The organism is Quadrisphaera sp. KR29 (genome assembly GCF_052644995.1).
Genome location: NZ_JBQXXG010000023.1, coordinates 1 through 26,402, shown reverse-complemented (window position 1 = coordinate 26,402; position 26,402 = coordinate 1). Strand labels below are relative to the sequence as shown.

Below are 26,402 nucleotides of genomic sequence, written 5' to 3'. Positions count from 1 at the left end.
GCGCCCCCCGCGAGCAGCCGCCGGGCGCCTGTGGACGAGGGGGCGGCGCACCCCGCCTGTGGGCGGACGGCAGCGCTACCGTGCCCGGTCGTGCCCGTCCCGCTGACCGAGCCCGTCGTCCTCCAGGACGCCCACGTGCGCCTGGAGCCCCTGTCCCGCGGCCACGTCGCCGAGCTGGCGGCGGCGCTCGCGGGAGGCGGGCTCGAGCACGCCTGGTACACCGCTGTCCCGACCCCGCTGACGGTGGCCGACGACGTCGAGGACCGCCTGCGCCTGCACGCGGCCGGCTCCATGAACCCCTGGGCGGTGCGCCGCCTCGCCGACGGCGCACTGGTGGGCTGCACGACCTTCTGCAACGTCACCCAGGCGGACCGGCACGTGGAGGTCGGCGCCACCTGGCTGGTGCCGGGCGCCCAGCGCACCGCGGTGAACTCCGCCGCCAAGCTGCTGCTGCTCGGCCACGCCTTCGAGGCGTGCGACGCCATCGCCGTCGAGCTGCGCACGCACTGGCACAACCGCCAGTCGCGCGCGGCGATCGAGCGGCTGGGCGCCAAGCTGGACGGGGTGCTGCGCAACCACCGGATCGGGCCCGACGGCGTGCTGCGCGACACCGCCGTCTACTCGGTCCTGCCGCACGAGTGGCCGGCGGTCCGCGCCACGCTGCGCGCCTCGCTGTCCCGCCACTCCTGACAGCGGGCTGACGACGACGGCGGGCGTCAGCGCCGGCCGAGCCGGCCGCCCGCGGCCGCGAGCGCCTCACGCACCTCGCGGTGGCGGGCGACGACGGCGGCCACCGCGGCGAGCAGGCGCTCCTGCGCGGTGCACGCGACCACCTCGCGCAGCCGCTCGCGGGCCCGGCGGCGCAGGCGCTCCGCGCGGCGGCGCACCAGCGAGCGCGAGAGCGCCGCGAGCAGCCACCCCAGCAGCACCCCGCCCACGAGCAGGAGCGTCGGCAGCGGCACCGCCCACTCCTCGTAGCCCGAGCCGGCCGGCGGGCCGACCCGCGGCAGCGGCAGCGCGGGCAGCTGCAGCCAGGCGATGACGCCGATCGCGGCCAGCCACAGGCCCCCGAGCACCGCGCACACCGCCAGCAGCAGCTGCAGCGCCTCGGCCAGCCCCCACCAGCGCGGTGCGGGCGCTGCCAGCGGGACGGTCTGCACGGCCTGGTCGAGGGAGTCGGCGAGGTCGTCGGCGACCGGTCCGGAGGAGGCGCGCACGGCGTCGCCCCAGCGCGGGGGGACCGCCTGCGCCACGGAGGTGACCACGCCGCGCACCGCGGTGGAGACCTGAGCTCGCTGCGACGGGGTGGGCACGGGCACCGAGGTGCGGGTCAGCTCGGCGCTGGGCAGCGCCGCGGCCCCGCTGCCCGGCGCGGCGGAGGACGGCGGCAGGTGCAGCCGCTTGAGAGGGTCCGGGCGCAGCCGCCGCACCCAGCGCGTGAACGGCCACCCGGTGCGCCCCACGCCCGCGCGCAGCTCGCTGCCGCGCACCGCGTCGCTGATGGCGGGCACGCCGGCGGCCACCGCGAGCGCGTCGACCAGCGCGGGGGTGCCCTCGGCGGTGGCGACGTCGGGCTCGCGCTCGCCCACGGAGGCCTGCAGCTCGCGGACGGCGGCCAGCACGTCGGCCTCGGAGCGGCGGCGGGCGGCGGTGCGCGCCTGCACGACGTCGGTGAGCACCTGGCGCAGCGCGCTGACGCCCCTGCCGGTGCGCGCCGAGGTGCTCAGCAGCCTGACCCTGTCCAGCCCGTCGGCGGCCAGCAGGCGGCGCAGGTCGGCCTCGCACACCGCGGCGGCCGCCTCGTCGAGGGTGTCGACCTGGTTGAGGACCACGACGACGACGTCCTGGTGGTCGGCGAGGTGGCGCAGGTACTGGGAGTGCAGGGCGGCGTCGGCGTACTTCTGCGGGTCCGCGACCCACACCACCAGGTCGGCCAGGGCCACGAGCCTGTCGACCTGCAGCCGGTGGGACAGCGCCGTGGAGTCGTGGTCGGGCAGGTCCAGCAGCACCAGCCCGGTGAGGGCGTCCTCGCGGTGGGCGTCCAGCTCGCTGACCCGCTCGGTGCGGTGGCGCCGCGGCACCTCCAGCCAGTCGAGCAGCGCCTCGGGCACCTCCCCCCACACGCAGGCGGTGGGGGACGACGTCGTCGGGCGGCGCACCCCCACGGTGGCGACCTCGAGGCCGGCGATGGCGTTGAACAGGCTCGACTTGCCGCTGCCGGTGGCGCCCGCGAGGGCGACCACGGAGGCGCCGGTGTCACCGGCCAGGCGCTGGCGGGCGCGGGCGGCCACGGCGTGGGCGCGCTGGGCGGCGGCCGGGTCCAGCTCGTCCCCGCCGGCGTCCAGGGCCGCCTCCAGCTCGGCGAGGGCAGCGCCCAGGGGGGTGTCGTGCGCCAGCGCTGCGGGCGGCGCCTCGGCGCCGGCCAGCACCGCCGCGCGCTCGTCGTCGTGGTCCTCGAGCTCCTCGCGGGTCTGGGCGCTCACGCGTCGCTCCCCCTGCCGTCCTCACCGGCGCGCGCGACCTCGGCGGCCACCTGGCGCAGCTGCGAGCCCGCCTCCTCACCAGCCCCGGCGCGCTCGGGCAGCAGCGCCGCGACGGCGTGCTGCTCGCGCTCGAGCAGGTCCTCCACGCGGGCGACCAGGTCGGCGCGGGCCGCGGCCGCCAGCTGGCGGACCGCCTGGTCGCCGAAGGCGGCCTCGAGCACGCGCTGGGCCAGGGCCGCGGTGAGCGCCGCGATGCCGGCCTCGGCGCCGGTCAGGCCGGCGCTGGCGGCGAAGACGACCAGCATGAGCACCGCACCGGCGCCGGTGACGCCCAGGCTGTAGAGCAGGGCGCGGCTGCGCTTGCCCTCCCCCTGGGCGCGCACCAGGTCGAGCACGTGCTGCTGCCAGTCGCGCACGAGCCTCTCGACGTCGGCGGCGAAGCCGGGCCGCACCTGCGGGTCGGCCGCGACCGCCGGGGCCGCGGACAGCAGCGCGGCGCCCGAGGGGCGGGCGCGCCAGCGCAGCAGGGCGCTCTGTCGGGCGCGGCCGGCGGCGTCGACCACGAGCGCGGCCACGCCGGTGGCCAGGGCCTCCCCCAGCCGGTCCGCGGGCGGGGCCTTGCGGCGCACGGCCGCGGCGATCCTGTCGCGGACCCTGCCGACCCCGGCCTGCAGGCTCGCGAACAGCTCCCCGGTCCCCACGAACTCCTGCCAGCGGGCCAGCACCTCCCCGCGCAGCAGCGTCCCGTCGGACAGGTGCTCCTGCAGGGAGGCGGTGGCGTCGGCGTAGGCGCCGTGCAGGTCCGCGCGCAGGGAGCGCTCCTCGGCGTCCTGGGCGTCGGCGGCGTCGGCCAGACGCGGCACGCGGGTGGCCAGCGAGGCCAGCGCCCCCGAGAGGGTGCGGCGGACGACGACGTCGCGGCTGCGGGCGTCGGCGCTGATGCCGGCCAGCCACCGGCGCAGGGGTGCTGTCTGCTCGGGCGGCAGCAGGCCGCCCTCCAGGGGCGACTCCGCGACGGTGAACAGCGGCGCCCCCTTCAGGCCGGCCTCGGCGAGCATGCGGGCGAGGTCGGCGCGGACCTCGGCCACCGCCTCCGGCGGGATCCTGTCGAGCACCACGGCCACCGCGGTGCCGCGCTCGGTGGCCGTGCGCAGCACCTCCCACGGCACCGCGTCGGCGTAGCGGGAGGCGGTGGTGGTGAACAGCCACAGGTCGGCCGCGCCGAGCAGCTGGACGGCCAGGTCGCGGTTGGCCTCGACCACGGAGTCGACGTCGGGGGCGTCCAGCAGGGCCAGCCCGGCCGGCAGCGCATCGGCGGCCACCAGGCGCAGCCCCTTCGCGGCGCCGCCGGGGTGCGCGGGGTCGGGCACGTCCGCGCCGGTGGTGCGCGCCAGGCCCGGCAGCACGGCGTCGGAGCCGAAGTGCTGGCCGTCGGCGGGGTGGTGCACCAGCACTGGGTAGCGCGTGGTGGGGCGCAGCACCCCCGACGTGGTGACGTGCTGGCCGACCAGGCTGTTCACCAGCGTCGACTTGCCCGCCCCCGTGGACCCGCCGACGACGGCGAGCAGCGGCGCGTCCAGGCGGCGCAGGCGCGGCAGCAGGTAGTCGTCGAGCTGGGCCACGAGCTGGTCGCGCTCGGTCCGCGCCCGCGGTGCGCCCGCGGCCTCCAGCGGCAGCTCCAGGCCGCCCACGAGCGCGCGCAGCCGCTCCACCGGCTCCAGGAGGGCCGGGGAGGACGGCGGCGAGGGCGCCGCTGCCGCCGGGGTGCTCACCCCCTCAGCCTGCCGCCAGCCCCTGGCCCGCGCCACCACCGGGTGCGCCCTGCGCCCCGCCGGGCGGCGCGTCCGGGGCCCGCGGCGGCGCGTCGCGCCGCCTACGCTGTGCGGCGGCGCGCGCTCGCGCCTCGCCCTCGTAGCTCAGCGGAAGAGCACCGGACTTCTAATCCGTCGGTCGCTGGTTCGAATCCAGCCGGGGGCGCCGACCGCGCGTCGCGGGCTCCAGGTCTCTGAGCAGGAGAGTTGTCGCCGAAGCGACCGGGTGTGGCGGCGCGCGCGCGTTCACAAGGCCCCTCCCGCCGGCTCCGACGCCAACATCTCGCCAACATCTGCACGCGACGACGCGCCGAGCAGGGCGGCGAGGCGGTCCGCGCCGTCGAGCGCCACGGAGTCGTAGACGTGCGTGTACAGGTTCGCCGTGATGGCGATCGAGGAGTGGCCGAGGCGGTCCGAGACGACCTTCATCGCCACCCCCGCCTCCAGCGCCAGGCTGGCGCTGGTGTGTCGCAGGTCGTGCAGGCGCACCCTGCGCAGCCCGGCGCGGCGGGTGAGGACGTAGAAGTGCTTGGTCACGTAGTCCGGCAGCAGGGGCGATCCGTCCTCGCGGGTGAAGACCAGGCCGTTGCCCTCGTCAGGTTGCTCCCAGAAGGCCCGCTCGGCGAGCTGGGTCTCGCGGTGCTGGCGCAGCAGCTCGACGGTGGTCTCGTCGAGGCGGACCCGCCGGACCCCGCTGCGCGTCTTGGGTGCCCCGGTCTGTGAGCGGTTGGCGACCGTGGTGATCTGCTCGGTCACCGAGATGGTGCGCCTGTCGAGGTTGACCGAGCCCCAGCGGAGCCCGACGCCCTCACCGCGACGCAGCCCAGTCAACAGGTAGAGGTGGTACATGGCGTACAGCCGGTCGCTGCGCGCGGAGTCGAGGAAGGTCAGGCACTCCTGGACGGTCCAGGGCTCTGGTCGCTTCGGTGACTCCGCGGGCAGCTCGACCTGGACCGCAGGGTTGTGCGGCAGGAGCCGGCGCTTGACCGCGCTGTTGAGGGCCGAGCGCAGCGTCGCGTGCACGCGGCGCACCGTCGAGGCGCTGAGCGGAGCGCCGCTGACGCCGGTGCTGATGGAGGTGTAGAGGCGGTCCAGGTGGTGCGCGCGCAGCTCGAGCAGCTGCACGTGACCGAGGTGGGGCTTGAGGTAGAGCTTGATGTGGCTCTCGTAGGCGGCGCGGGAGCTGGGGCGGAGCTTGTGCTTCCCTTGCAGCCAGCGGTCGAGGTACTCCCCCAGCGTGGTGTCCGAGACGTGGACTCCCCCGTCGAGCGTCTCGCGGAGCTCTCGTAGGGCAGCGGCGGCTGCGGCCTTGGTGGGGAACCCGCTCTTGAAGCGCTGCCGCCGCCGACCCGTGCCGTCCAGCCCCAGGTCGATCACGTACTCCCACGGCCCCCGGCAACGATGAGCAGGACGCCGTCCGTCGACGGCTGGTGGGCAGCCCTTGGTGTGGCGCTGCCGGACGGTCCCGGCCTTCACGGCTCGAGTCCCAGAACCCGGATCAGCGCCGTGCGCTGGATGCGGTACTGCCCGAGCTTGAGCACCGGGGTCGGCCACGCCCCTTCCCGGATGAGGCGGTAGGCGGTCGCTCGGCTGATGCCGAGGACCGCGGCCGCGGTGGGCACGTCGACGACCGGCGGCAGGGTCCGCACCTGCTCCTCGGTGAGCATCACGGTCGTCACGGTGCCTCCGGTGCACGTGGTCCGGTCACAGGTCCTGGTGGCTCGATGGCAGCCTTCACGGCAGCACCGACACGTGGACGTGGTCGTAGTGGCCGCCGACCGGACTGGTGGGGTCGTAGACGCCTCCGCCGGTGTACTTCCGCCACCCCTCGTCTGAGCGAGCGGTGGACCAGATCTGGCCCTGCCAGATGACGTATGAGACGTGCAAGGGCTGTGCGTTCGCGACCAGCCAGCCCGCCAGTGCCCAACCGGCGGCCTTGTCGGCCTCGTCGGGGAACCGGCCTGCCGTCCCGAACGTGACGTCGCACGCACGGCCCTGGGGATGGTCAGACGTCGGGTTCCACGCGTGGGCGTCCCAGCAGCTCGTCGGCTCCTGCCCGAAGTGGTCGTCGACCTGCTGGAGGACCCACGCGGTCGCCGGCGTGACGCAGCCGCCGGTACCCGTGGGGTCCGGCACTGAGCACCCTCCGGAGGCGCCGGTGAAGGGCGTGGCACCTCCCGTCTCCGTCGGCGTGCCGTTGGGCGAGCCAGCGGAAGGCAGTACGTCGAGGCTCATCGCTCCTCCGATGAGGACCACGGCGGTGACGAGCCCGAGGACAACGACGGCGCCCGTCGACGTCGACGAGGGGGCTGTGATGTTCACGGTCGGTCACCCCCATGCGGCTAGCCTTCGAGTGCCGCTCTCGACGCGTGGTGGTCGAGGCGGCAGTGTGGACGGGTCGATGCTCACCGACGTCGTGTCGGCGGGTGTGGACGCGAGGGCGACGGCATGAGCCGCCGCGCCAGTTGGTGTCCGGCTCGGCGTCATTTACATCAGTTGTGATGCCGCTTCAGATGCTAAGCCCGTGTGAACGCGTGTCAAGACGCAGGTGCCTGGCCGGGACAGCGACCCGGCTGACGGGAGGAGCGAGACGTGGCCGAGGACGCCGTGGAGCCCGCCGCGCCCGCGGTCGAGGCTGCTCCGAACGGGGGAACGGCTCGTTCCCTGGCCGAGAAGGTCGACCACCTGTTCCGCACGGTGCGCTCCTCGCGCGGCGAGTACACCTACGAGCAGGTCGCCAGTGAAATCCGTGACGCTGGGGGGCCGACCATCAGCGCTGCGTACGTCTGGATGCTCCGCAACGGCAAGCGGGACAACCCGACCATGAAGCACCTGGAAGCTTTGGCGTCCTTCTTCGGCGTCCCAGCGGCCTACTTCTTCGACGACGAGGTCTCCGCGGCGGTCAACGAGCAGCTGTCTCTGGTTGCGGCCATGAGGGACGCCGGGGTACGCAAGGTCGCCCTCAGGGCGTCTGGGCTCTCCCCCGAGAGCCTGGGAACCATCGCGGACATGATCGAGCGGGTACGGGCCCTGGAGGGTCTGCCGGAAGGCACCGACGGTGACGACGTCGAGCCCACAGCTGCCGGCAGCCCCGAGGGAGGGCCCGCCGGCGGGTGAGAGGGGTGGGCAGGTGCGGCTGGGCTCTGTACGTGCTCGCTGCATACAGCTGCTCGTCGAGCTCGGCATCGACGGTGACGCCGGCGTACACGATCTCGTCGACCACTTGAGCCACCGGCGTGGGCGGTCGCTGCGCCTACTCCCCCACCCCGGACTCGGAGAGCTGTCAGGGACGTGGGTCGCGCTCGACGACGGCGACGTCGTCTTCTACGACGAAGCCCTGCACGGCATGTACCGCGAGCACGTCATCGCCCACGAGCTGGCTCACATCGCCTTCGGGCACGGGCACGACGAAGTCGTCGCTCCGGACGTCATCGCCGCGCTCTTCCCCGACCTCGACCCGCGGACCGTCCGGCGCATGCTGCGGCGCGGCGCCTACTCCGACACCGAGGAGCGCGAGGCTGAGGTGTTCGCGTCGATGCTGCTGCAGCGCTCCGCCGGCAGGCGCCTCGGCGACCTGCCAGATCCGGTGCCGGAGCGGGCAGCCGGTATCGCGGGCACCTTCGGCTCACGCCGTGACGGCCCGCGGTGAGCCTGTCCGCGCTGGTCTCTGCAGTCGTCATCCCCGCCGTAGCGGTCACCGTCGCCGTCGCCGCGACGCTGAGGGCCCGTGACCTGCTGCCCGGCGGTCGACGCGACCGGCAAGGACTGGCACTGGCGTTGGCAGGTCTGGCGGTCGGCACGACCGCCTTGGTCTCGCCGGTCTACGACGCGCTGGGACGCCTGACGGGTCTGGCGAACGTCGGGGAACCTCTAGCCCGCACCGCCCTGATGGCCTGCGCCGTAGGGGTGCTGACGATGATCTCCCAGCTCGCCGGCGCCAACGCCGAGGCGCCCGCCGAGGAAGGTCGCCACTGGCTGCGTCGGCGCCGCACCTGGCTGGCCCTCGCCGTGGCCGTCCTGTGGACGTGCTTCGCAGTGGGGCCGCACGCGGGGCCGGTGAACTCCTACATCGTCACCTACGCCGGCGATCCGGCCGTCATGGCCTACCTGCTGGTCTTCCTCAGCTTCGTCGGCGCTGCCTTCGCCGACCTGCTCCGCTTGGGCCTGCGGATGCGCGCCACCCTGGTCGGTCCGCTGCTGACGAGCGGGTGGCTCATCACGGCCGGCGCGGCGGCCGGGTGCTGCTTCGTGCTGGTTCGACTGCTGGGGCTCGCCGCCGTCGGAGCGGGACGCTCGGAGGTCCCCACGGTGCTGGCTTGGCCAGGAGCGCTGCTGGCAGCGGCGGCCAGCGTCCTACTCGTGACCGGGACGCTGTGGCCGGCCGCGCGGTCCCGGGCCCGGGCCTTGTCCGCAGACCTGTCGGCGCACGCCACCAGCGTGCAGCTCTACCCAATGTGGAGCGACCTGGTGCGCTTGCGCCCAGCGGTGGCGATGGAGCCCGATCCCGGCCCCGTGCGCGCGGCGCTGAGCCCGCGCAACGGGCGCTGGCGCTTGTACCGGCGCGTTATCGAGCTGCGCGACGCGGTTCGCATGCTGCGCGGACGCGCGGTGCATATGCGCGAGTCGGCTACACCTCGCGAGGTCGACCGCGCCGCGGACCGCACCGCGACGGCGTTGGCTGAGGCCGTGGCCGCCGACGAAGCAGGAGCGGCCGTGTCGCCGCTCATGGTTCCGGTGGTGCCGGCCGCGGCATCTGTCGAGCAGGAAGTGGCGTGGTGGTCCAGGGTGGCCCGCTGGTACCGCCTGCGCCGCCGGCAGCAGCAACAACAAAGCGAGGAGACCGAGGCATGAGCGAACCGGTGACGGGCGCCAAGCAAGCCGCGGACTCGGCAAGACCGGTGCCCAAGCGGGAGCGTGTCGCGCGGGTGCTCACCGAGGTCCTGGCGCCGTCGGTGACTGGCGTGGTCTGCCCCGTGGCCGTCGGAGCGCTCAGCGACACGAACCCGTGGCGCGGTGCAAGGCTGGGTCTGCTCGGGGCGGTCTTCGCCATCGGTCTGCCGTACGCCTACATCGCCTGGCTGATCCGCACTGGGGGGGCCACGGACCGTCACGTCTCCCGCCGCGAGGACCGCCCGAAGGTGCTTGCCGCGGTGCTGGTGTGTCTGGCGGGCGGGATCGCCGTCCTCGCGCTGCTCGGAGCGCCAGTCCTGCTGGTCTGGCTGCTGGCGGGTGAGGTGCTGCTCGTGCTGATTTGCCTGGCCATCTCGAGGGCCTGGAAGATCTCGATGCACGCGGCCGTGGCGGCCGGCACGGCCGCGGCGCTCGTCGTGGTGCTAGGTCCATGGGCCCTGCTGGCGGGGCTTGCGGTGGTGGCGGTGTGTTGGGCCCGGGTCGTGCTCGGCGACCACACGACCGGGCAAGTGAGTGCGGGGGCACTGCTTGGCGCAGCAGTCCTGTCACTGATCGCCTTGAGCCCCTGAACTGACGCGTCGGCGCGATTGCCGTAGCGGCAAGAGCGCCTGTCACGTCCGGAGGCGGCCGGCCGCGAGGAGTCGCATCAGGCGGTCACGAGAGCTGGCCCTTGCGCTGCCCGCTGTCCCGTTGAGCCCACCGAGACGAGACACCACCGCCGGGTGGGGTATTCGCGATTCGATCACCGTTTGTCATGGACCCTCCGCGCCGTGTCTGCCTGTGCACGGTGAGCGGTCGGCTATTGCACTTGGCATCCCCGCCGATGACCATGGAGCCCTCGCAGGGAGGCGACGATGACGCAACACCTCACAGCGCTCTTCCGGTGGCTGCTGCGGCCACTGGCCGCAGCCTTCAGCGGCCTGCTGACACCGCTCGATGGCGTAGCACCAGCGAAGGCAGGCACGAAGAAGCCGCCGATCGCGGGCATGCCGGAAAGCAGCGCCCAAGGCGGCAGCTTCACGGCGTGAGCGCCCCCACGACCTCAAGCCCGGTGAGCCCGGCGATGTGAGTCGTCAGCGAGACGCCGATCGGGCAGTGGGCTCAGCGCGCCGCCGGGCGTACGGGCCGTCAAGCAAGGGGTGCCGACACCAGACCGGCGTCGAAGCCGGTGACGGTCTCCGACACCTGATGCAGCTGCCCACCGCTGGCTGGGACAAGGCGCAGGTCCGTGGTCGCTGTCGCGACGTCGCAACCTCCAGGGGCGGCTGCGCCGAGGTCGACGACCGCACCGCCGCCGCAGGCCATCTCCACCTTCGCGCCAGCCACCACCAGGTGGGACCCGTCCGAGGTCCACGCCAAGCCGTAATCCTCGGTGCCCGTTGTCGCGACGTCGCGCAGCCCGCTGCCGTCGGCAGCACCCACCGCGATGGCCGCCGTCGCGCCATGAGCCTGGTCGGCGCTGTGGCGCAGCACCGCCAGAAACTGCCCGTCAGGAGAGAAGACCGGGTTGGTCTCCACCACCCCCGGCGTGCTCAGCCGCCTGGCCTGGGCCGAGGCGACGTCAACCAGGACGATGTCGCGGTCGGGGTAGCCGGAGTCACCACCGTCCAGGACGACGGTCCTTCCATCGGCGGAGAAGCGGGGCGTGCCCGGCATCGCGGTCGCACCTTCCACAACGCGGATGGCTCCGGTGGTGGTGTCGATGAGCACCAGCCGGGCCTCCCCGGGATTGCACCAGTCCCTGCCGGCCGGGATGGCGGAGTCGTCGCCCAGGTCGACCACAGCGGCGGTGCGTCCGTCCGGGGACAGGGCCAGGGAGCGCGACGCGGTCGGCACGTCGACGACGCGTCGGGTGCCGCTGCCGTCGACGGCGGCCAGGTACAGGCTCATCGGCTGGGTCGGTGCCGGGTCCAGGCAGGCGCCCGAGGACGTCTCGCTGCGCCCCAGGAACGCCAGGTGCTTTCCGTCGGCGCTGCTGGTGACCTCCCTGATGTCGGCGACGCCACCGATGGGGGTGCCCTCGTCGCTGCCATCGGCAGCGGCCAGCACCAGCTGCCCGGGACCGTCTCCGCTGATGCGTGCGTGACCGCGGACCACCGCGAGGTGGTCAGGGCCGGCCCACGCCACTGACCACGCCTCTTGCTGATTACCGACTCATCTCGGCGGGTGAGATCTGCCGCTGGGCGAAGACCTGCAGGTCATAAGACACGGAAGCGGTCCCTTCGTCGGCCTCTGGACGGCTCTCTCAGGGAGATCGTGGCTCATGCGACACCCACCGGGCGCCTCCGGACACTCCAGGGTCCGGGCGGTGTGGGAGACACCGCTGCTGGATTGGGAGGCAGCCGCGGTGACGACGAGGCCCTCGCGGCTCTCTTGCTACCACCACACCTATGCCGCCGCCGCACACGGACTCGTCGCACACGGGGACCGACTACCGCGATGTCGCTGGTGTACGCCGCCGAGGACTATCTCTGTCCCGATCACTGAGGGCTTCGGCGGCTCGGCGGGCACGGGAGGGAGGGGGCGGTAGCGGGGTTGGCTAGAAACGGCTATCCGATCGACGACGATCCTTGTATGAAGTTCGGGGGACACCAAGGATGTGGATCAGTGTTGGAGTGCACTAACTGATCAAGACGCTGTGACGTGGGCAGAGCGAGAACCCAGAACCTGCTCCGCGGCGCCGTGCGGGCCTATAGGAAGCCGCGAAGGTGACGCACGTCGATAGCCACACTCGATCACAACAGTTCTACTGACACTTTCCCGCGACCGCACTCACGGCAACTACCCAGTTCCTGTTGATGACCATCGGGGGATCCATGTCCACGTCCATCGACCCGCAGCCGGGTCAGCAGCCCTACACCGGCCAGCCCGCCGGCTACGACAACCGACCGACGTCGGTGGCGGCCATCACCGGTCTGGTCTTCGCCTTCCTGTTCTGGCCGCTTGGACTGGTGCTGTCCATCGTGGGCATCAGCCACACCAAGCCGGGCCGCAAGAAGGGACGAGGCCTGGCTCTTGCCGGCCTGATCCTGAGTGCCGTCTTCGGTCTCATTGGCATCCTGGTCATCGCCGCTCTCGCCGGCGGCTCATCTGGGTCTACGACGGACGAGGCGGCCCCTGCTGCCGAGGCTGCACCGGCGGACGCGGCCGCCGCGCCGGCCGCCGAGCCCGCCGCCGAGGAGCCCGCCGCGGAGGAGCCCGCCGAGGACGTGGCTGGCCTGAACACTGCCGTCCGCGACGGCAAGTTCGAGTTCACCGTTCACGGCATGGAATGCGGCGAGACGCTCATCGGCTCGGACGCCTTCGGCGCCAAGGCGCAGGGCCAGTTCTGCATCGTCGACCTGACCGTGGCCAACATCGGCGACGAGGCGCAGTACTTCTTCGGCGACAACGCAAAGCTCATCAACGCGGCGGGCCAGGAGTACTCCGCGGACACCGAGGCCGCGATCTACCTCGACGACTCCTCCAGCCTCATGGAGGAGATCAACCCCGGCAACAAGCTCGACGGCAAGGTCGTCTTTGACGTCCCTGAGGGCGCCGACATCACCACCATGGAGCTGCACGACTCGGCCTTCTCCGGTGGAGTGCAGGTCTCGCTGAAGTGATCTGACGCGCTACCGCACAACGCCCCGCCCCTGATCAGGGGCGGGGCGTTCGTGTGTCTCGGGGGCCAGCACTGTTCCGCAATCATCGACAGCAGCCTGGTGCTGCCCTCAAGCTGCTGCAGGCTGTGGGACACCACGTGCCAGGTCTCATCAAGCTCGTCGCGGGCCAGGTGGGAGTGAGGGCTGCCGCCGATGGCCTGAGCCTTCGTCTCGGCGTAGTGCGAGGCGACGTCCTGCGCCGCGACCACAGTGGTGACGAGCTTTTGCAGAGCCAGGGTCAGAGAATAGACCTGCCGGAGCCACATTGCGTCGACCGGCTCGGACAAGCAGGGGTCGCCCGGCGTCGTCCCCGTCCAGGAGCACCTCCACGGTGCCGGCGTTCGCCGGGGGTTCCGTGGCGGCGTGGCCTTCGGCGCAGGCGCTGAGAAACGTCATCGGGATCAAGATGAGCATCGAGCCCGACTGCGTCCGTCCTCGTCATCGTCCCCTCTGGAAGGCGACATCCAGGAGCGTCACCGTGCGACAGCGAGGAGCTGGTCGACGGAGGTGATGCCCAGGTCGTTGTCGGGGTTGACCGGCACCAAGGAGCGGTCCTGGCCGACCTGCCAGGCGGCCTGGCTGTCGTTGAGTTGGTTGCGCGGGGTACCGGGTGGTAGCTGGTAGGACTCCAACGCCAGCAGGTACTGGAGGTCGCCCCCGGTGGGCAGCGGGCGAGCGGTGCAGGGGTTCTGGTTGACCTCGAAGACGTCTCCGACAGTGACCTCTCCCTTGAGCACCTCCTCGACACGCACGGTGATCGCTGTTGCGGGGAGGGCGGTGAGGTCTCGCTCTTGCTGCTCTTGGGCCGTCAGGCCCTCTTGAGGTGGTTGAGGTTGAAGCCCTGAGCCCTCGCTGGAATGAGGTAACGGGTAGGCGTCGTAGTCGCGGGAGGGGCCGGTGGCGGTGACGCGGACGATGAGGTCAGCGCGGGAGACCAGGTCGCTGGCGGAGGTGTACTGCGGGTAGTCCGCGATGCAGGTGGCTGAGGCGGAGGCAATGGGCTGCGGGGTGCTCGGGTCGGCCTGAGCAGCCGCGATGCTGATGGCGCTGGTGCCGCCTCGGGCGCAACCACTGAGGATTGTCAGCGCGACTACCGCGAGGATGGCGGTGGCCCCAAGTGGTGTACGCACCGTGGTCTCCCTGTCGTGGTCGCGCAGCAGTCTGGCGGTGCTGGTGTGCGTGTGATGGTCAGACGGTGCTCGAAGGCGTCGTGTTGCAGCCCACGTCCAGCAGTGAGAGGTGTCGATGACGGGAAGGGACTTGGGCAAGCGATCGGCTTCTCAGTGATTGTCAGTCCGCCCGAGCTACTGACCTCGGCGCGAGCATGTGCCGCTGGCGATCCCGCTCCGGTCAGCGGCACGAAGACGATCGCTGTCCGGTCAGCGGCACGCTGACGATCGCTACCCGAACGCCGATCAGCTCAAGATGACAGCGCTTATGCCCGCGAGCACGCCTAGTGCCGTCAGTCCAGCACCAAGAATCAGCCCTCGGCTCGAGTTGGCCGCCCATCTCGGCGCGAAACGGCAGGGGCGTTCGATGAGCACAGCCGTCAGCCAGGCCAAGGCGCCTCCGAGGAAGACCTCTGCGCCCAACAGGACCAACCACGACTGCACCCCCATCTCTTCGGCGACGTAGATCACCGGAAGGTGCCAGAGGTACCAGACGTAGGACAGGCGTCCCGCGGCCTGCACCGGCGCCCACGAGAGCAGGCGCTGCACCACTCCTGGGGCACCTACGCCGCTGGCGATCAGGACGACGGTGCCCAGCGTGGGGACCAGGGCGGCTGAACCGGGGTAGTCCACAGCGCCGGTCCAGTGAGCGCTGGTCAAGACCATCGCCAGCCCCAGAACAGCGGAGCCAGCTGCAGCAGCGGGCCACCACGCCTTGCGCGCCAACGCCAGCAGAGCCGGGACCGCCAGTGCCAGCAGTGCACCGGCGGCCAGCTGCCAGGCGCGCGTGGGGGTCGAAAGGTAGGCCACCGTGCCGGACAGGGGCGTCAGGAAGACCGAGGCGCCCAAGGAGAGCAGGGCCAGTCCGCCGGCGACAGCAGCCAGCCACCTGCGCAGCGACCGCTGGCGCCTGCGCGCCAGCCACGCCGTCAGGACCACCAGTGGTGGCCAGGCGAGGTAGAACTGCTCCTCAACGGCCAGGGACCAGTAGTGCAGCAGGGGACTACCGACGCCGACCGGGTTGAGGCCGGACAGGTCGGCGACGACGTAGCGCCAGTTCGCGACCTGCAGGCTTGCAGCGACCGCGTCGATGCCGACGCGCGCCAAGGTCGTCGGGGCGACCACGGCGACGATGAGCAGAACGGCGATGCTGACGCTGACTGCGCTGGGCAGGATGCGCCGTGCTCGGCGGGCGTAGAAGCGAGGTAGGTCGATGCGGCCTGTGGTCTCCACCTCGCGCACCAGCAGCCCGGTGATGAGGAAGCCGGAGATGACGAAGAAGACATCGACGCCCAGGCGTCCTCCTGCGGTGCCGGGCACTCCGGCCTGGTACAGCAGCACCAGCCCGAGGGCCAGTGCGCGCAGGCCCTCGACGTCAGGGCGAAAGCCCGGGCGGCGCGCAGGTGGCCGGGCACTGAGGACGGGGACAGCGGTCTGGGTCACGACGTTTCTCCAAGGTCGTTGAGCGAGGGCCGCCGCCAGGACCGCTGAGGAAGGAGCGCTCAACGCAGGTCGTGGCGACGCGAGGTGCCGCGCGTTCGAGGGGAGCGCGCAGGTCAGCGAGTACGGGCGAGGCAGGACGTGGCGCCGGTGAGCGGTGACGTCGCTACAGCCCCGCGCGGCGTCAGTCGCTGGACGTCGCGACGGGGCCGGCGGCGTGCCGCGCGCACTCGGCCGGGGGCACCTCAGCGCCCAGCGCGAGGTGGAAGGGGGTGACGAAGCTGCCATCGCGGTTGGGGCGCATGGTGGACCTCGACCAGCCGCACTCGTCGTAGAAGACCTCAGCGTCTGATGCCCATGCGGTCACCAGCTCGGCCCTGTCGGCCCCGGCCTGGGCAGCCCGGGTGGTGAAGGCGTCGAGGAGCGCTCGTCCTACGCCGCTGCGGCGGACCTTGACGTCGACCACGAGCGCGACGACCACGGCCACACGGGCTCGATGGGCCTGCGCCGGGTCCGTGGACGAGGCGGACGAGGTGGACGAGGTGGACGAGGGGGTCGGGCACCCACGAGCAGCGTCGGCGGCCATGGGGCTGGCCTGGCGAGCGAGCCCGCCGGTGGTGGGGAGGTGGGTCATGCGCTGGATGTAGCGACCGGCGCGGGTGCGCAGGAAGCGCACGAGCACCGCCGGGCGGACCAGCAGGGCGCCCAGGCCGAGGGCCGTCAGCGGCAGTCGGTGGTGGCGCAGGACGTGGGCCTGGTGAGCCTGGGCGTCAGTGGCCGCGAGGAGGAAGGCCACCGGCTGCGGCGGCAGGACGTCGGTGCGCTCAGCCATCAGCGCGATGGCGTGGGGGGAGTCCAGGTAGGTGTGCTGCCAGCGCCTCAAGAAGCGAGGACCGAGCCGGGTGAAGAAGGCCTGTGGCAGAGCCTTGCGGTGCCAGAACGCGGTGCGCGGCAGGTCGGCAGGCGTCATCTCGCGGATGTTCATGAGGTGCGCGGTGTCGGCCGCAGACCAGGTCGCGGCGCGCAGACGCTCGCGCACTCCAGCACCGCTGAGTCGCATCGGACCATCTGCGCTGTCGAGGTGTCCAGGGCTGTACCCGGGGGCTCTGCCCGCGCGCGCATGGGGCCGGGGGGTGAAGCGGGGGTGGCCGGGGTCGTTGTGCTGGTGGGAGGGCATGGGTCACCTCTGGTGCGTGGGGTCGTCGAATGAGCCGGGCAGCCCGCGGCGGCGCGACGCAGGGCGTCCGTGTGCTTCATCAGGCGCTGCATGCGCAGTCGCCTGGGGGCGGGGCGCCGGGTGTGGGCCGGGGCGGGAGCAGCGGCAGTCGCCCGAGGTCACAGCCGCACTCAGCGCCCCGTTGGGGGTCGCGATGGCGGCGTGGCGGCAGGCACGAAGAGGCCTGCTGGGCGAAGCGCTGCCCGAAGGCTCAGTCGGGGTAGGTCAAGGTGACGGCAGCAACCAGCAGCACCGAGAGGTGCTGGGCGGGAGTCAGAGCGAAGGCTGAAGCGCCAGCCGAGTGCAGAGCACCGGCGCCGACGGGATCCAGGTCGACGTGGTGGTGATGGTCACCGTTGTGCCCCGAGGGGGCGTCCTGTCCCAGGGCCGGGGTCGCTGGAGCGTCCTGGGCCGAGCTCGGCGCCGTGGAGGCCGAGGCATGGGGTGACTGAGCGAGGGTGGCCAGGTTCGCGTGGGTGTGAGCGGCCACACCTGAGGCGCTCAGCTGCGGTCCGGCGTGGGCGCTGCGCCCGGCCCGGTCCAGCGGGCTGGCCATGGTCAGCACCAGCAGAGCCAGTACCAGCAGGAGGATGCTTGCACCCGGCAGCCCGGACACCTCGACGTGGCCGCGTCGTCGCGGCCGGCCGAGGTGCGCCTGCACCTGAGCAGGCGCCGTGGCTGTGGCGGGCACACCAGCAGGCTAACTGCTCTCAACGCCCGGGCGGGTGCAGCCGACCTCTGATCACCCGTCTGAACGCCAGTGGTCAGGTGGAGATGGGCAGGCCGGAAGCGGGTGTTCTAGAAGGCGGACAGCGCCCGGAGGAGACGGGTTTGTGGAATACCCCTGGGGGGTAATCTATTGACGAGGTAGTACCCCCCAGGGGTACACGGGTCGAGAGGAGCTGACGATGGACAAGCGCTACCAGGTGAGCGGCATGACCTGCGGCCACTGCGAGGCCTCCGTGCGCGAGGAGGTCAGCGTCCTGGCCGGAGTGCGTGAGGTCGAGGTGGACGCCAGCACCGGAGTCTTGGTCGTCAAGGCCACGCAGGACGTGCCCACCTCCCAGGTGCTGGCCGCGGTCGAGGAGGCCGGCTACACCGCTGTCCCCGTGCCGTGAACAGCGCAGGACGGCTCGGCGTCTTCGCCGCCGGCCTCGCGTTGGCCTTCGGCGCCTCCTACGCCACCGCCTCGGCACTGGCGCCGCCTGAGGCAGCCCAGCGCTGGCAGCAGTCCACCGCGGACACCTCACACGGCGAAGACAGCGATCACGCGATGAACCCTTAGGCCCACAAGCTGGGTCGATCAGCTGACCGGCTGGACCGGTTGGGCCCGCTGACCGTGGCCGCACCGTTCACTCGGCTGTCGGCCCACCGCTCGAAGACCGCACGGAAGGCACCTCGATGAGCACGACGAACCCCTCCGCACCCGCGGACTCGTCCACCCTCGCCCTGCAGATCCAAGGGATGACGTGTGCCTCCTGCGCCATGCGCATCGAGCGCAAGCTGAACAAGCTCGACGGCGTCAACGCCACGGTGAACTACGCCACCGAGAAGGCCCAGGTCAGCATTCCCAAGGGCTTCGACCCCGCAGTGCTGATCACCGAGGTCAGCAAGGCCGGCTACACCGCGGTCCTGCCTCCCGACCCTGCCCCCAGGCGCCCACCGGTGCCCGGTGATGGCTCGGAGACCGACGCCTCAGCCCCGGCAGCCGGGGCATCGGCCGCGGACAGCGGTGAGCAGACCAGCGCCGAGCGCGAGCTGACCTCCCTGCGCCAGCGGCTCATCGGTGCAGCGGTCCTGACAGTGCCCGTGGTCGCCATGGCCATGATCCCCGCGCTGCAGTTCACCTACTGGCAGTGGGCCTCCCTGGCCCTGGCCGCCCCCGTCATCGTGTGGGGAGCCTGGCCCTTCCACCGGGCTGCGTGGGTCAACCTGCGCCACGGCAGCGCCACCATGGACACCCTGGTCTCCGTGGGCACCGCCGCAGCGCTGGCCTGGTCGCTGTACGCCCTCTTCCTGGGCACCGCGGGCGTGCCCGGGATGGTCCACCCCTTCAAGCTCACCCTGGCCCCCTCGGACGGGGCAGGGAACATCTACCTCGAGGTCGGCGCGGGGGTGACCACCTTCGTCCTGGCGGGGCGCTACGTGGAGAAGCGCTCCAAGCGGCGCGCCGGAGCCGCCCTGCGGGCCCTGCTGGACCTGGGTGCCCAGCAGGTCGCCGTCCTGCGCGACGGGGTGGAGCACACCGTCGCCATCGACGAGCTCGCCGTGGGCGAGGACTTCCTCGTCCGCCCCGGCGAGAAGATCGCCACCGACGGTGTCGTGGTCAGCGGCACCTCCGCCGTGGACGCCTCCATGCTCACCGGGGAGTCGGTGCCCGTAGAGGTCAGCGCCGACGACGAGGTCGTGGGCGCCACGCTGAACGTCGGCGGGCGCCTGGTGGTGCGCGCCACCCGCGTGGGCGAGCAGACCCAGCTGGCCCAAATGGCCCGCCTGGTCGAGGCCGCCCAGAACGGCAAGGCCCAGGTCCAGCGCCTGGCTGACCAGATCTCCGCGGTCTTCGTCCCGGTCGTCCTGGTCATCGCCGTCATCACCCTGGGCGCCTGGCTGGGGGCTGGTTTCCCCGCCTCGGCGGCCTTCACCGCCGCAGTGGCCGTCCTGGTCATCGCCTGCCCCTGCGCCCTGGGCCTGGCTACCCCGACCGCGCTGCTCGTCGGCACCGGGCGCGGCGCCCAGATGGGCATCCTGATCAAGGGCCCGGAGGTACTGGAGTCCACGCGCCGCATCGACACCGTCGTCCTGGACAAGACCGGCACCGTCACCACCGGCCAGATGAGCCTGGTCCGGACCATCCCCGCCCCCGGCGTCGACCAGGCCGAGCTGCTGCGCCTGGCGGCCGCACTCGAGGACGCCTCCGAACACCCCATCGCCCGAGCTGTCGTCGCTGGCGCCCGCACCAGCGCCCAGGGCGACGATCTGGTGGACGAGCGGGAGGACGACCGGGCGGACGACCAGACCGTCGGCCAGGTGCTGCCCGCGCCCACCAGCTTCACCACCGACGAGGGCCGCGGGGTGCACGGCACCGTGGAAGGCCGCTCCGCCGTGGTGGGCCGGGCCTCGCTGCTGGCCGAGCACGGCGCGCCCCTGAGCCAGGTTCTGGCCGCCGCCAAGGCGGAGGCCGAGTCCAGGGGGTCGACGGTGGTGGCTGTCGGGTGGGACGGCGCGGCCCGCGGCCTGCTCGTCGTCGCCGACACCGTCAAGGCCACCAGCGCCCAGGCCGTGGCCGCGCTGAAGAAGCTGGGCCTGACCCCGGTCCTGCTCACCGGCGACAACGAGGCCGTCGCCCGTGACGTCGCCGCCCAGGTGGGCATCGAGCACGTCATCGCCGAGGTACTGCCCCAGGACAAGGTCGCCACCGTGCGCGCCCTCCAGCAGGCGGGCAAGAAGGTCGCCATGGTCGGGGACGGCATCAACGACGCCCCCGCCCTAGCCCAGGCCGACCTCGGCCTGGCGATGGGCACCGGCACCGACGTCGCCATGCAGGCCTCAGACCTGACCGTGGTGGGAGGGGACCTGCTCGGCGTGGTCGATGCGATCCGCCTGTCCCGGCGGACCCTGGCCACGATCAAGTCCAACCTGTTCTGGGCCTTCGCCTACAACACCGCTGCGATCCCGGTCGCTGCGCTGGGGCTGCTCAACCCGATGCTGGCCGGAGCGGCCATGGCCCTCTCCAGCGTCTTCGTGGTGGGCAACAGCCTGCGCCTGCGCCGCTTCACCGCGACCGAGCCCATGGGCTCCCGTTAGCACCACCGTGCAGGTGGCCCCGAGCCCTGCCCGCGGCACGCGTCCAGGTGCTCACGGCCGGCCAACGTCGCACAGGAGCGGACCGCGATCTTGCGCGGGTGACCGAAGCCGGCCTGCACGCACGAGCGAGCGCGTGAGCCACCATGGTGGCGCTGAGCCACCCCACCCACCCCGTCACCCCTACCCGCACGTCGGTGCAGGCCCAAGGAGTCGTCCATGACCGACCACCCCGCCCCCGAGGCGACCGAGGACACCCCGAGCGCCCACCACCACGGCTACATCAGCGACAAGGACCGCTACCTCACGCGCCTGAAGCGCATCGAGGGTCAGGTCCGGGGCCTGCAGCGCATGGTGGAGAACGAGGCCTACTGCATCGACATCCTCACCCAGATCAGCGCCATGACCGCGGCCACCGAGAACGTCGCCCTCGGCCTCCTGGATGACCACCTCAAGCACTGCGTGGTCGACGCGGCTCGTGCGGGCGGCCCTGAGGCCGAGGAGAAGATCGCCGAAGCCTCCGCGGCCATCGCCCGGCTGGTGAAGTCCTGATCCTCTTCGCCCGCCCGGCCGTCGCCGGCGGTGAGGCTCAACTGACCGGCAGCCGGCCGGCAGCTGGGCAGGAGCCTGACCAGTAGGTCACCACACGATCTGGGTCAGCTCACTTGCGGCGGGGAGCTCCAGCCGCCGGCAGATCACCTCAGAACCTGCCCGCTGAGGGCCGTCCACAGCGGCCCAGCCCCCACTCCGAGCACGAGGACCACGGCAGCGGCGCTGACTGCTGCGGCCGCAGCACTCGAAGGTCCCCGGCTGACCTGTCCGGCGTCCTCATCGGCTGGTGCCTTCGCGAAAGCAGCCGCCAACCAGCGCAGGTAAGGGAACAACGAAGCGGCAGTCGCGACCGCGCCCAGCACCACCAGCCAGGCCAGTCCCCCGTCCCAGGCCGCGGTGAAGGTGGTGAGCTTGCCGACGAAGACCGCTGTGGGCGGTGTTCCCACCAGACCCAGCAGCGACACCAGCAGAGCTGCACCCACCCAGGGCCGTCGCCGGGCGGCCCCGCGCCAAGCCTCGCGGGTGCGTCGGTGTGGCTCAGCAGCGACCACGGCGAAGGCAGCGAGGTTGGCGGCGGCGTACCCGGCCAGGTACAGCAGTAGCGAGGGTTGCGCCACATCGCTGCGGCCCGCAGCCGCCACCGGGAACAGCAGGAAGCCGGCCTGGGAGACCGTGGACCACCCCAGAAGTCGGCGCACGTCTTCCTGCCCGAAGGCCGCCAGCACGCCCAGCAGCGCCGTCGCCGCCGCGATGCCGGCAACGACGGTGCCGGTCTGGACGGCCCCGCCCTGGACGGTGGCATCGACGAGCCGGTAGGCCGCGATGAGGCCGCCGATCTTGGGCACGGTGGTGGCGAAGGCGGCCAGCGCGGTCCGTGCTCCCTGTGCGGTGTCGGGCACCCAGAAGTGACCAGGAACCGCCCCGGCCTTGAACAGCAGCCCTCCCAGCGTCGCCACGACCCCGACAGCAACCAGTGGTGGTGGCACCTGGCCAGAACGCAGCCCACTGACCAGCTCCGCATAGGTACTGCCGCCGGCCAGCGCCACCAGCACCACCACGCCCAAGAGCATGACGATGCCCAGCAGCGCGCCGAGCAGGTACGTCTTCAAGGCGGCCTCAGCGGCTGCTGGTGTCCGTGCCAGTCCCACCAGCGCGTACAGCGGGATGCTCGCCAGCAGGTAGGCCACCGCCAGCACGAGCAGGTCGCTGGCGCCGGCGAGGACCACCGCGCCGAGCGCTGCAGCCAGCAGCAGCGAGCAGATCTCGCTCTCGCGCGGGTCACCCGCCAGCTCATCGCGTCCCAGCAGAAGCACCAGCAGCGTGGCAGCGCAGATCAGCACCCGCGCCGTCGTGGTCGGCGCGTCCAGGGCGTAGCTGGCCTGGAAGGCGAGTGAACCCGTGGCGGGCGAGGCCGGCCCCACCAGCGCGGTGACCGCGGCCGCAACCAGAGCCAGGACGGCGACCACCCGCGACCAGCGCTGCCGCTCACGCGCCACGAAACTGCCCATGAGCAGGCACGTCACGGTGCCGACCAGGAGGCAGACCTCTGGGGTCAGCATGGCCACGTCGTGCTCCACGGCTCAGTTCCCCGCCGGTGCCGCCACCGAGGCCGCGACCGCGTCCGTCGCGAAGGGGGTGACCACCGAGGTGATCCACGCCGACGTCGGGGCGATGACGTCCAGCAGCGGCTGGGGTGCCACACCGATCGCCGTTGCCAGCACCAGCAGCACCACCACGGGCACCGCCTCGGCCGCCCGCACGTCGGCGAACCCGCCCCGCGGGGCTCGCGCAGGACCGGTCAGCAGGTTCTGCAGTGCCCTCAGGAACAGCGCGGCGGTGATCAAGATGCCCAGCAGTGCGACCGCGGTCACCGGCGCTGTCGCGATGCTGCCGGCGAAGACCTGCAGCTCGGCGACGAAGCCGCTGAAGGCCGGCAGCCCGAGAGAGGCGAAGGAGGCCACCGCCAACAGCGCTGCCCACCGCGGCGCCAGCCGCCCCAGGCCGCTGCCGGTGCTGCCAGGCCCCATCGCGTAGCTGCCGGTGCGGTCGCGCAGCACCCCGGCCAGCAGGAACAACGCAGCAGTGATCAAGCCGTGGCTGACCATCTGCGTCACGGCCCCCATCACCGCGAGCTGCTGGCTGCTGGCCGCGGCGGCCCCCAGGGCGCTGCCAGCCCCACCTGCGGGCGCGCCGGGAGCCGCAGATGCTGCAGAACCCCCCGCCAGGCCCGCCGCTCCGAGCGCGAGCACCACGTACCCCATGTGGTTCACCGAGGTGTAGGCCACCATCCGCTTGAAGTCGCTCTGAGCCAACGCCACCAGCGCCCCGTACAGCGCGGAGACGACCCCGAGGGCCACGACGACCCATGCCGCAGCGCGCCAGGCATCGGGTAGCAGCGGCATCACGACCCGCACCAGGCCGTAGGTGCCCAGCTTGAGCATCACCCCCGCCAGGACCACCGAACCGATGGTCGGCGCGTCGGTGTGCGCGGGTGGCAGCCAGGTGTGCACGGGCACCACGGGCGTCTTGATGCCCAACCCGACCAGCGCCGCGACCAGCACCAGCACCCCGGTGGTCGGTGATCCCTGCAGCGGCGGGTTCGCCGCCAGCTCGACGATGTCGAAGGTGTGCGGTGCCGATCCCAGGTACAGCCCGATGAAGGCGACCAGCAGGGCCAGGGAGCCCAGGAAGGTGTAGAGGAAGAAGCGCAGCGCTGAGCGCGCCCGGTCCCCATGGCCCCACCCCGCGATGGAGAAGTACATCCCCACGATCGACAGGTCGAAGAAGACGAAGAACAGCACCAGGTCCTGCGCGGCGAAGACGCCCAGGCAGGCGGTCTGCAGGAACAGGAACAGCGCTGCCTGAGCCCGCGGGCGGTGCGCCTCGCGCAGCGCGTACACCGCGCAGGCCAGGAAGACCACACACGTCAGCGCCGCCAGTGGCAAGGAGATGCCATCCAGGCCCACGTGGTAGCTGGTCCCGACAGCCGGAATCCATCGGACCCGCTGCTCGAAGGCCAGGCCACCGGGGGCGGGGGTGCGGTAGGCGAGGGCCATCGCGACGACCAGGACCAGCTCGGCGCCGGCAACAGCCACCCAGGCCCAGCGCGCTGCCGCGTCGGGCACGCGCGGCAGTACGGCTAGGGCACCGGCCGCGACCAGCGGCATGAAGACGAGCAGGCTCAGCACGAGGTCACCACTTCCGGTCAGGCGCTCGGCGCCAGGGCGAGCAAGACAGCAGCCAGCAGCAGCACCACCGCAGCCGCCGCGTAGTAGCGGTGCAGCTGTCCGCTCTGGGAGCGCCGCGCCAGACGGCCAGCAGCGCGGGCGGCGGCGGCGACGCTGCGCACGGCACCGTCGACGCGCCGGTCATCGAAACGAGCAGCGCCGCGCGCCGTCGAGGTGGCGGCGGCCGCAACAGCGCTCACGCCGCGGTCCAGCCCACGGTCATCCCAGCGCGCCAGCACGGTGGCCAGGCCCACCACGGGGCGCACCACCAGGGCGTGTGCGGCGGCTTCCAGCCCCAGCCAGTCCTGCAGCCAGGTCCGCAGCCTGCCCTGTCGCCACCGGGCACCCGGACCCGCCGCAGTAGAGGAGGAGGAGGAGGACGACGAGGAGGGCACCGACGAGGTGGTGGGTGACGAGCGGCGCAGCTGTGTCGCGGTGACCACGCCAACCACCACGAGAGCAACCACCCCCGACAGCACCAACTCACCGACGCTCGGTGTGGCCGGTGGAGCGTCAGCACCGTCGAGAGCCCCTCGCAGACGCTGCGCCACTGGCGGCAGGACAAGTGCTCCCAGCACCGCCGCTGCCGCCGCGAGCACCACCAGCGGCACCCGCTGCAGCCCAACGACACCACCGGCGTCGGACGTCCGGTGTGCGGCGGCAGAGCCGTGGTCCCCGGTGCCCGTGCGGTCCTCGTCCTCGCGGGTCGTAGGGCTCGTGGTGATTCTCGGTTCAGGACCCAACAGCACCGCCAACGCCTTGGCGGTGTAAGCAGCCGCCAGGGCAGCGCCCAGCAGACCAGCGACGTACAGCGCCGGGGAGACCTCTCGCGCTGCGGCCAGCACGCCGTCCTTGGCCGCCCAGAGCGACAGCGGCGGCAAGCCCGCTAGCGATGCCAGGCCCACCGCGGCGCACACTCCGACCACCGGCCAGCGCCGCCCCGCTCCGCGCAAGGCCGACAGCTGCTTCGTGCCCAGCAAGGACAACCAGGCGCCCGCCGCGAGGAACAGCAGCGCCTTGGTCGCCGCGTGGGCGACCAGCTGCACCGCCCCACCGGAGACCGACCCGATGCCCGCGGCCAGCACCACGTAGCCCAGCTGCGAAGCCGTCGAGGCGGCCAGCAGCTGCTTCAGGTCGCGCTGGGCCAGGGCGACCGCACCAAGCACCACCGCCGTCACCACCCCGACCCAGGCGGCGGTGGCCGACGCCCAGCTCGTGGCCGCCAGCAGGTCGGTGGTGCGCAGCAGCAGGAAGGTCCCCAGCGCCACCATCGTCGCGGAGTGCAGCAGCGCGCTGACCGGGCTGGGGCCGTCCATGGCGCGTGACAGCCAGAACGAGGCCGGCAGCTGAGCTGACTTCCCGATCGCGGCGGCCAGGACGCCAGCAGCGGCCACCGAGCGCCAGGGCTCGTGCGCGGCGGGCAGGTCTGCCAGGGCCAGCCCTGGAGCCCCTGCCACGGCGGCCGCTGCAGCGAGGTAGAGGCCCAGGTCACCGGTCCGCGTCACCAGGAAGGCCGTGGTCCCAGAACCCACCGTCCGCGCCTGGCGCCAGGGAAAGCCGATCAGGGCGAAGGAGCAGGCCCCCATCAGCTCCCAGGCCAGCAGCAACCCGGGCAGGGCCGTCGCCGTGGCCGTCGTGGCCGCTGCTGCGCTGAAGATGAGCAGCAGGCCGAAGAAGCGGGCTCGGTGCTCCTGGACGTCGCCGGCGGCGAAGATCACGATCAGCAGCACGGCAGAGGCCGAGGTGACCAGCATCAGCGCGCCCAGGGGGTCCACTGCCAGGTCGAGCCCACCGGCCACCACCAGCGGGGCACCGGCGGAGGGGTGCAGCACCGCTGCCGTGACCGCCAGCACCAGGCCGGCTGCGGCGGTCACGACCGCTGCTGGCGCAGCTGCCTTGTCTAGCCGGTGCCCGACCAGCGCCAAGACGGCACCGATGGCAGCTGGCAACAGCACGACCGCCCACAGCAGTGAGCTCATCTGCGCGCTCACTCGGTGGCCGCCGCTCTGACCCGGCTCACTGGGACAGCTCCGTGGCGGAGTCGGTCATGTCCGAACCGCGGTGGGGGGGGGGGCCCACCCCCCCCCCCCAACCCCCCTCCCAGGGGACCGTGGACACCCGGGGCCCCACCACCCGCCCCCACGGGGC

The 26,402-nt window shown here is 72.5% G+C and carries 23 protein-coding genes and 1 tRNA gene; 11 read left to right on the top strand and 13 right to left on the bottom strand.

The window, feature by feature from the left end:
• Positions 1 to 90: 90 nt before the first annotated feature.
• Positions 91 to 690: a GNAT family N-acetyltransferase gene (locus ACUN9U_RS16480; protein WP_445486099.1), complete on the top strand. Its 600-nt coding sequence runs from the start codon at positions 91 to 93 to the stop codon at positions 688 to 690.
• Between the two features lie 26 nt (positions 691 to 716).
• On the opposite strand, the gene ACUN9U_RS16475 is transcribed toward ACUN9U_RS16480, so the two are convergent.
• Both ACUN9U_RS16475 and ACUN9U_RS16470 read right to left on the bottom strand, forming a co-directional pair.
• Complete coding sequence (locus ACUN9U_RS16475) at positions 717 to 2,483, bottom strand: GTPase (RefSeq protein ID WP_445486098.1); 1,767 nt, start codon at positions 2,481 to 2,483, stop codon at positions 717 to 719.
• Positions 2,480 to 4,255: an ABC transporter gene (locus ACUN9U_RS16470; RefSeq protein ID WP_445486097.1), complete on the bottom strand. Its 1,776-nt coding sequence runs from the start codon at positions 4,253 to 4,255 to the stop codon at positions 2,480 to 2,482. The genes ACUN9U_RS16475 and ACUN9U_RS16470 overlap by 4 nt, the downstream gene beginning before the upstream one ends.
• Before the next feature lie 133 nt (positions 4,256 to 4,388).
• On the opposite strand from ACUN9U_RS16470, the gene ACUN9U_RS16465 reads away from it, so the two are divergent.
• Positions 4,389 to 4,460, top strand: a tRNA-Arg gene (locus ACUN9U_RS16465).
• 80 nt (positions 4,461 to 4,540) lie between these two features.
• On the opposite strand, the gene ACUN9U_RS16460 is transcribed toward ACUN9U_RS16465, so the two are convergent.
• The 3 genes from ACUN9U_RS16460 to ACUN9U_RS16450 all read right to left on the bottom strand — a co-directional run bounded on the left by ACUN9U_RS16460 (position 4,541) and on the right by ACUN9U_RS16450 (position 6,616).
• Positions 4,541 to 5,671, bottom strand: coding sequence for a tyrosine-type recombinase/integrase (locus tag ACUN9U_RS16460; RefSeq protein ID WP_445486096.1), 1,131 nt, complete (start codon positions 5,669 to 5,671; stop codon positions 4,541 to 4,543).
• 95 nt (positions 5,672 to 5,766) lie between these two features.
• Complete coding sequence (locus ACUN9U_RS16455) at positions 5,767 to 5,961, bottom strand: helix-turn-helix transcriptional regulator (RefSeq protein WP_445486125.1); 195 nt, start codon at positions 5,959 to 5,961, stop codon at positions 5,767 to 5,769.
• A 67-nt stretch (positions 5,962 to 6,028) separates the two neighbouring features.
• Complete coding sequence (locus tag ACUN9U_RS16450) at positions 6,029 to 6,616, bottom strand: hypothetical protein (RefSeq protein ID WP_445486095.1); 588 nt, start codon at positions 6,614 to 6,616, stop codon at positions 6,029 to 6,031.
• A gap of 285 nt (positions 6,617 to 6,901) precedes the next feature.
• On the opposite strand from ACUN9U_RS16450, the gene ACUN9U_RS16445 reads away from it, so the two are divergent.
• The 5 genes from ACUN9U_RS16445 to ACUN9U_RS16425 all read left to right on the top strand — a co-directional run bounded on the left by ACUN9U_RS16445 (position 6,902) and on the right by ACUN9U_RS16425 (position 10,233).
• On the top strand, positions 6,902 to 7,411 hold the full coding sequence (locus ACUN9U_RS16445) for a helix-turn-helix domain-containing protein (protein ID WP_445486124.1): 510 nt from the start codon (positions 6,902 to 6,904) through the stop codon (positions 7,409 to 7,411).
• A gap of 106 nt (positions 7,412 to 7,517) precedes the next feature.
• Positions 7,518 to 7,943, top strand: coding sequence for a hypothetical protein (locus tag ACUN9U_RS16440; RefSeq protein ID WP_445486094.1), 426 nt, complete (start codon positions 7,518 to 7,520; stop codon positions 7,941 to 7,943).
• Positions 7,940 to 9,145 carry an MAB_1171c family putative transporter gene (locus ACUN9U_RS16435; RefSeq protein ID WP_445486093.1) on the top strand — a complete coding sequence of 402 codons (1,206 nt, stop codon included), beginning with the start codon at positions 7,940 to 7,942 and terminating at the stop codon, positions 9,143 to 9,145. The genes ACUN9U_RS16440 and ACUN9U_RS16435 overlap by 4 nt, the downstream gene beginning before the upstream one ends.
• Positions 9,142 to 9,774: a phosphoesterase PA-phosphatase gene (locus ACUN9U_RS16430; protein WP_445486092.1), complete on the top strand. Its 633-nt coding sequence runs from the start codon at positions 9,142 to 9,144 to the stop codon at positions 9,772 to 9,774. The genes ACUN9U_RS16435 and ACUN9U_RS16430 overlap by 4 nt, the downstream gene beginning before the upstream one ends.
• A gap of 285 nt (positions 9,775 to 10,059) precedes the next feature.
• Positions 10,060 to 10,233 carry a hypothetical protein gene (locus ACUN9U_RS16425; protein WP_445486091.1) on the top strand — a complete coding sequence of 58 codons (174 nt, stop codon included), beginning with the start codon at positions 10,060 to 10,062 and terminating at the stop codon, positions 10,231 to 10,233.
• A gap of 100 nt (positions 10,234 to 10,333) precedes the next feature.
• Here ACUN9U_RS16425 and ACUN9U_RS16420 read toward each other — a convergent pair whose 3' ends face one another.
• Complete coding sequence (locus ACUN9U_RS16420; protein ID WP_445486090.1) at positions 10,334 to 11,254, bottom strand: hypothetical protein; 921 nt, start codon at positions 11,252 to 11,254, stop codon at positions 10,334 to 10,336.
• A 767-nt stretch (positions 11,255 to 12,021) separates the two neighbouring features.
• Here ACUN9U_RS16420 and ACUN9U_RS16415 point away from each other — a divergent pair.
• Positions 12,022 to 12,810: a DUF4352 domain-containing protein gene (locus tag ACUN9U_RS16415; protein WP_445486089.1), complete on the top strand. Its 789-nt coding sequence runs from the start codon at positions 12,022 to 12,024 to the stop codon at positions 12,808 to 12,810.
• Between the two features lie 512 nt (positions 12,811 to 13,322).
• Here ACUN9U_RS16415 and ACUN9U_RS16410 read toward each other — a convergent pair.
• The 4 genes from ACUN9U_RS16410 to ACUN9U_RS16395 all read right to left on the bottom strand — a co-directional run bounded on the left by ACUN9U_RS16410 (position 13,323) and on the right by ACUN9U_RS16395 (position 17,365).
• Positions 13,323 to 13,979: a hypothetical protein gene (locus ACUN9U_RS16410; protein ID WP_445486088.1), complete on the bottom strand. Its 657-nt coding sequence runs from the start codon at positions 13,977 to 13,979 to the stop codon at positions 13,323 to 13,325.
• A gap of 285 nt (positions 13,980 to 14,264) precedes the next feature.
• Positions 14,265 to 15,461 (bottom strand): acyltransferase family protein, encoded by a 1,197-nt coding sequence (locus ACUN9U_RS16405; RefSeq protein ID WP_445486087.1) that lies wholly within the window; start codon positions 15,459 to 15,461, stop codon positions 14,265 to 14,267.
• A 181-nt stretch (positions 15,462 to 15,642) separates the two neighbouring features.
• A complete protein-coding gene (locus tag ACUN9U_RS16400) occupies positions 15,643 to 16,497 on the bottom strand; it encodes a GNAT family N-acetyltransferase (RefSeq protein ID WP_445486086.1) in 855 nt (284 codons plus the stop codon).
• A gap of 388 nt (positions 16,498 to 16,885) precedes the next feature.
• Complete coding sequence (locus ACUN9U_RS16395; RefSeq protein WP_445486085.1) at positions 16,886 to 17,365, bottom strand: hypothetical protein; 480 nt, start codon at positions 17,363 to 17,365, stop codon at positions 16,886 to 16,888.
• Between the two features lie 217 nt (positions 17,366 to 17,582).
• Between ACUN9U_RS16395 and ACUN9U_RS16390 the strand changes: the two genes are divergently transcribed.
• The 3 genes from ACUN9U_RS16390 to ACUN9U_RS16380 all read left to right on the top strand — a co-directional run bounded on the left by ACUN9U_RS16390 (position 17,583) and on the right by ACUN9U_RS16380 (position 21,027).
• Positions 17,583 to 17,792 (top strand): heavy-metal-associated domain-containing protein, encoded by a 210-nt coding sequence (locus tag ACUN9U_RS16390; RefSeq protein WP_445486084.1) that lies wholly within the window; start codon positions 17,583 to 17,585, stop codon positions 17,790 to 17,792.
• Positions 17,793 to 18,075: 283 nt separating this feature from the next.
• Complete coding sequence (locus ACUN9U_RS16385; RefSeq protein WP_445486083.1) at positions 18,076 to 20,478, top strand: heavy metal translocating P-type ATPase; 2,403 nt, start codon at positions 18,076 to 18,078, stop codon at positions 20,476 to 20,478.
• A gap of 216 nt (positions 20,479 to 20,694) precedes the next feature.
• Positions 20,695 to 21,027, top strand: a complete 333-nt coding sequence (locus ACUN9U_RS16380) for a metal-sensitive transcriptional regulator (protein ID WP_109775253.1) — start codon at positions 20,695 to 20,697, stop codon at positions 21,025 to 21,027.
• Positions 21,028 to 21,170: 143 nt separating this feature from the next.
• Here the strand turns inward: ACUN9U_RS16380 and ACUN9U_RS16375 are convergent, their stop codons facing one another.
• Genes ACUN9U_RS16375 through ACUN9U_RS16365 form a run of 3 tightly spaced genes read right to left on the bottom strand, consistent with a single transcriptional unit; the run spans position 21,171 to position 26,233 of the window.
• Complete coding sequence (locus tag ACUN9U_RS16375) at positions 21,171 to 22,586, bottom strand: NADH-quinone oxidoreductase subunit N (protein WP_445486123.1); 1,416 nt, start codon at positions 22,584 to 22,586, stop codon at positions 21,171 to 21,173.
• Positions 22,587 to 22,607: 21 nt separating this feature from the next.
• Positions 22,608 to 24,215, bottom strand: coding sequence for a complex I subunit 4 family protein (locus ACUN9U_RS16370; protein ID WP_445486082.1), 1,608 nt, complete (start codon positions 24,213 to 24,215; stop codon positions 22,608 to 22,610).
• Positions 24,216 to 24,232: 17 nt separating this feature from the next.
• Complete coding sequence (locus ACUN9U_RS16365; RefSeq protein ID WP_445486081.1) at positions 24,233 to 26,233, bottom strand: proton-conducting transporter transmembrane domain-containing protein; 2,001 nt, start codon at positions 26,231 to 26,233, stop codon at positions 24,233 to 24,235.
• Positions 26,234 to 26,402 lie beyond the last annotated feature (169 nt).

Bases quoted from the DNA above. Each gene is read 5' to 3' on its own strand.
- ACUN9U_RS16455 (WP_445486125.1), bottom strand. From the start codon at position 5,961: ATGCTCACCGAGGAGCAGGTGCGGACCCTGCCGCCGGTCGTCGACGTG.
- ACUN9U_RS16430 (WP_445486092.1), top strand. From the start codon at position 9,142: ATGAGCGAACCGGTGACGGGCGCCAAGCAAGCCGCGGACTCGGCAAGA.
- ACUN9U_RS16425 (WP_445486091.1), top strand. From the start codon at position 10,060: ATGACGCAACACCTCACAGCGCTCTTCCGGTGGCTGCTGCGGCCACTG.
- ACUN9U_RS16415 (WP_445486089.1), top strand. From the start codon at position 12,022: ATGTCCACGTCCATCGACCCGCAGCCGGGTCAGCAGCCCTACACCGGC.
- ACUN9U_RS16390 (WP_445486084.1), top strand. From the start codon at position 17,583: ATGGACAAGCGCTACCAGGTGAGCGGCATGACCTGCGGCCACTGCGAG.
- ACUN9U_RS16385 (WP_445486083.1), top strand. From the start codon at position 18,076: ATGAGCACGACGAACCCCTCCGCACCCGCGGACTCGTCCACCCTCGCC.
- ACUN9U_RS16380 (WP_109775253.1), top strand. From the start codon at position 20,695: ATGACCGACCACCCCGCCCCCGAGGCGACCGAGGACACCCCGAGCGCC.
- ACUN9U_RS16375 (WP_445486123.1), bottom strand. From the start codon at position 22,586: ATGCTGACCCCAGAGGTCTGCCTCCTGGTCGGCACCGTGACGTGCCTG.
- ACUN9U_RS16365 (WP_445486081.1), bottom strand. From the start codon at position 26,233: ATGAGCTCACTGCTGTGGGCGGTCGTGCTGTTGCCAGCTGCCATCGGT.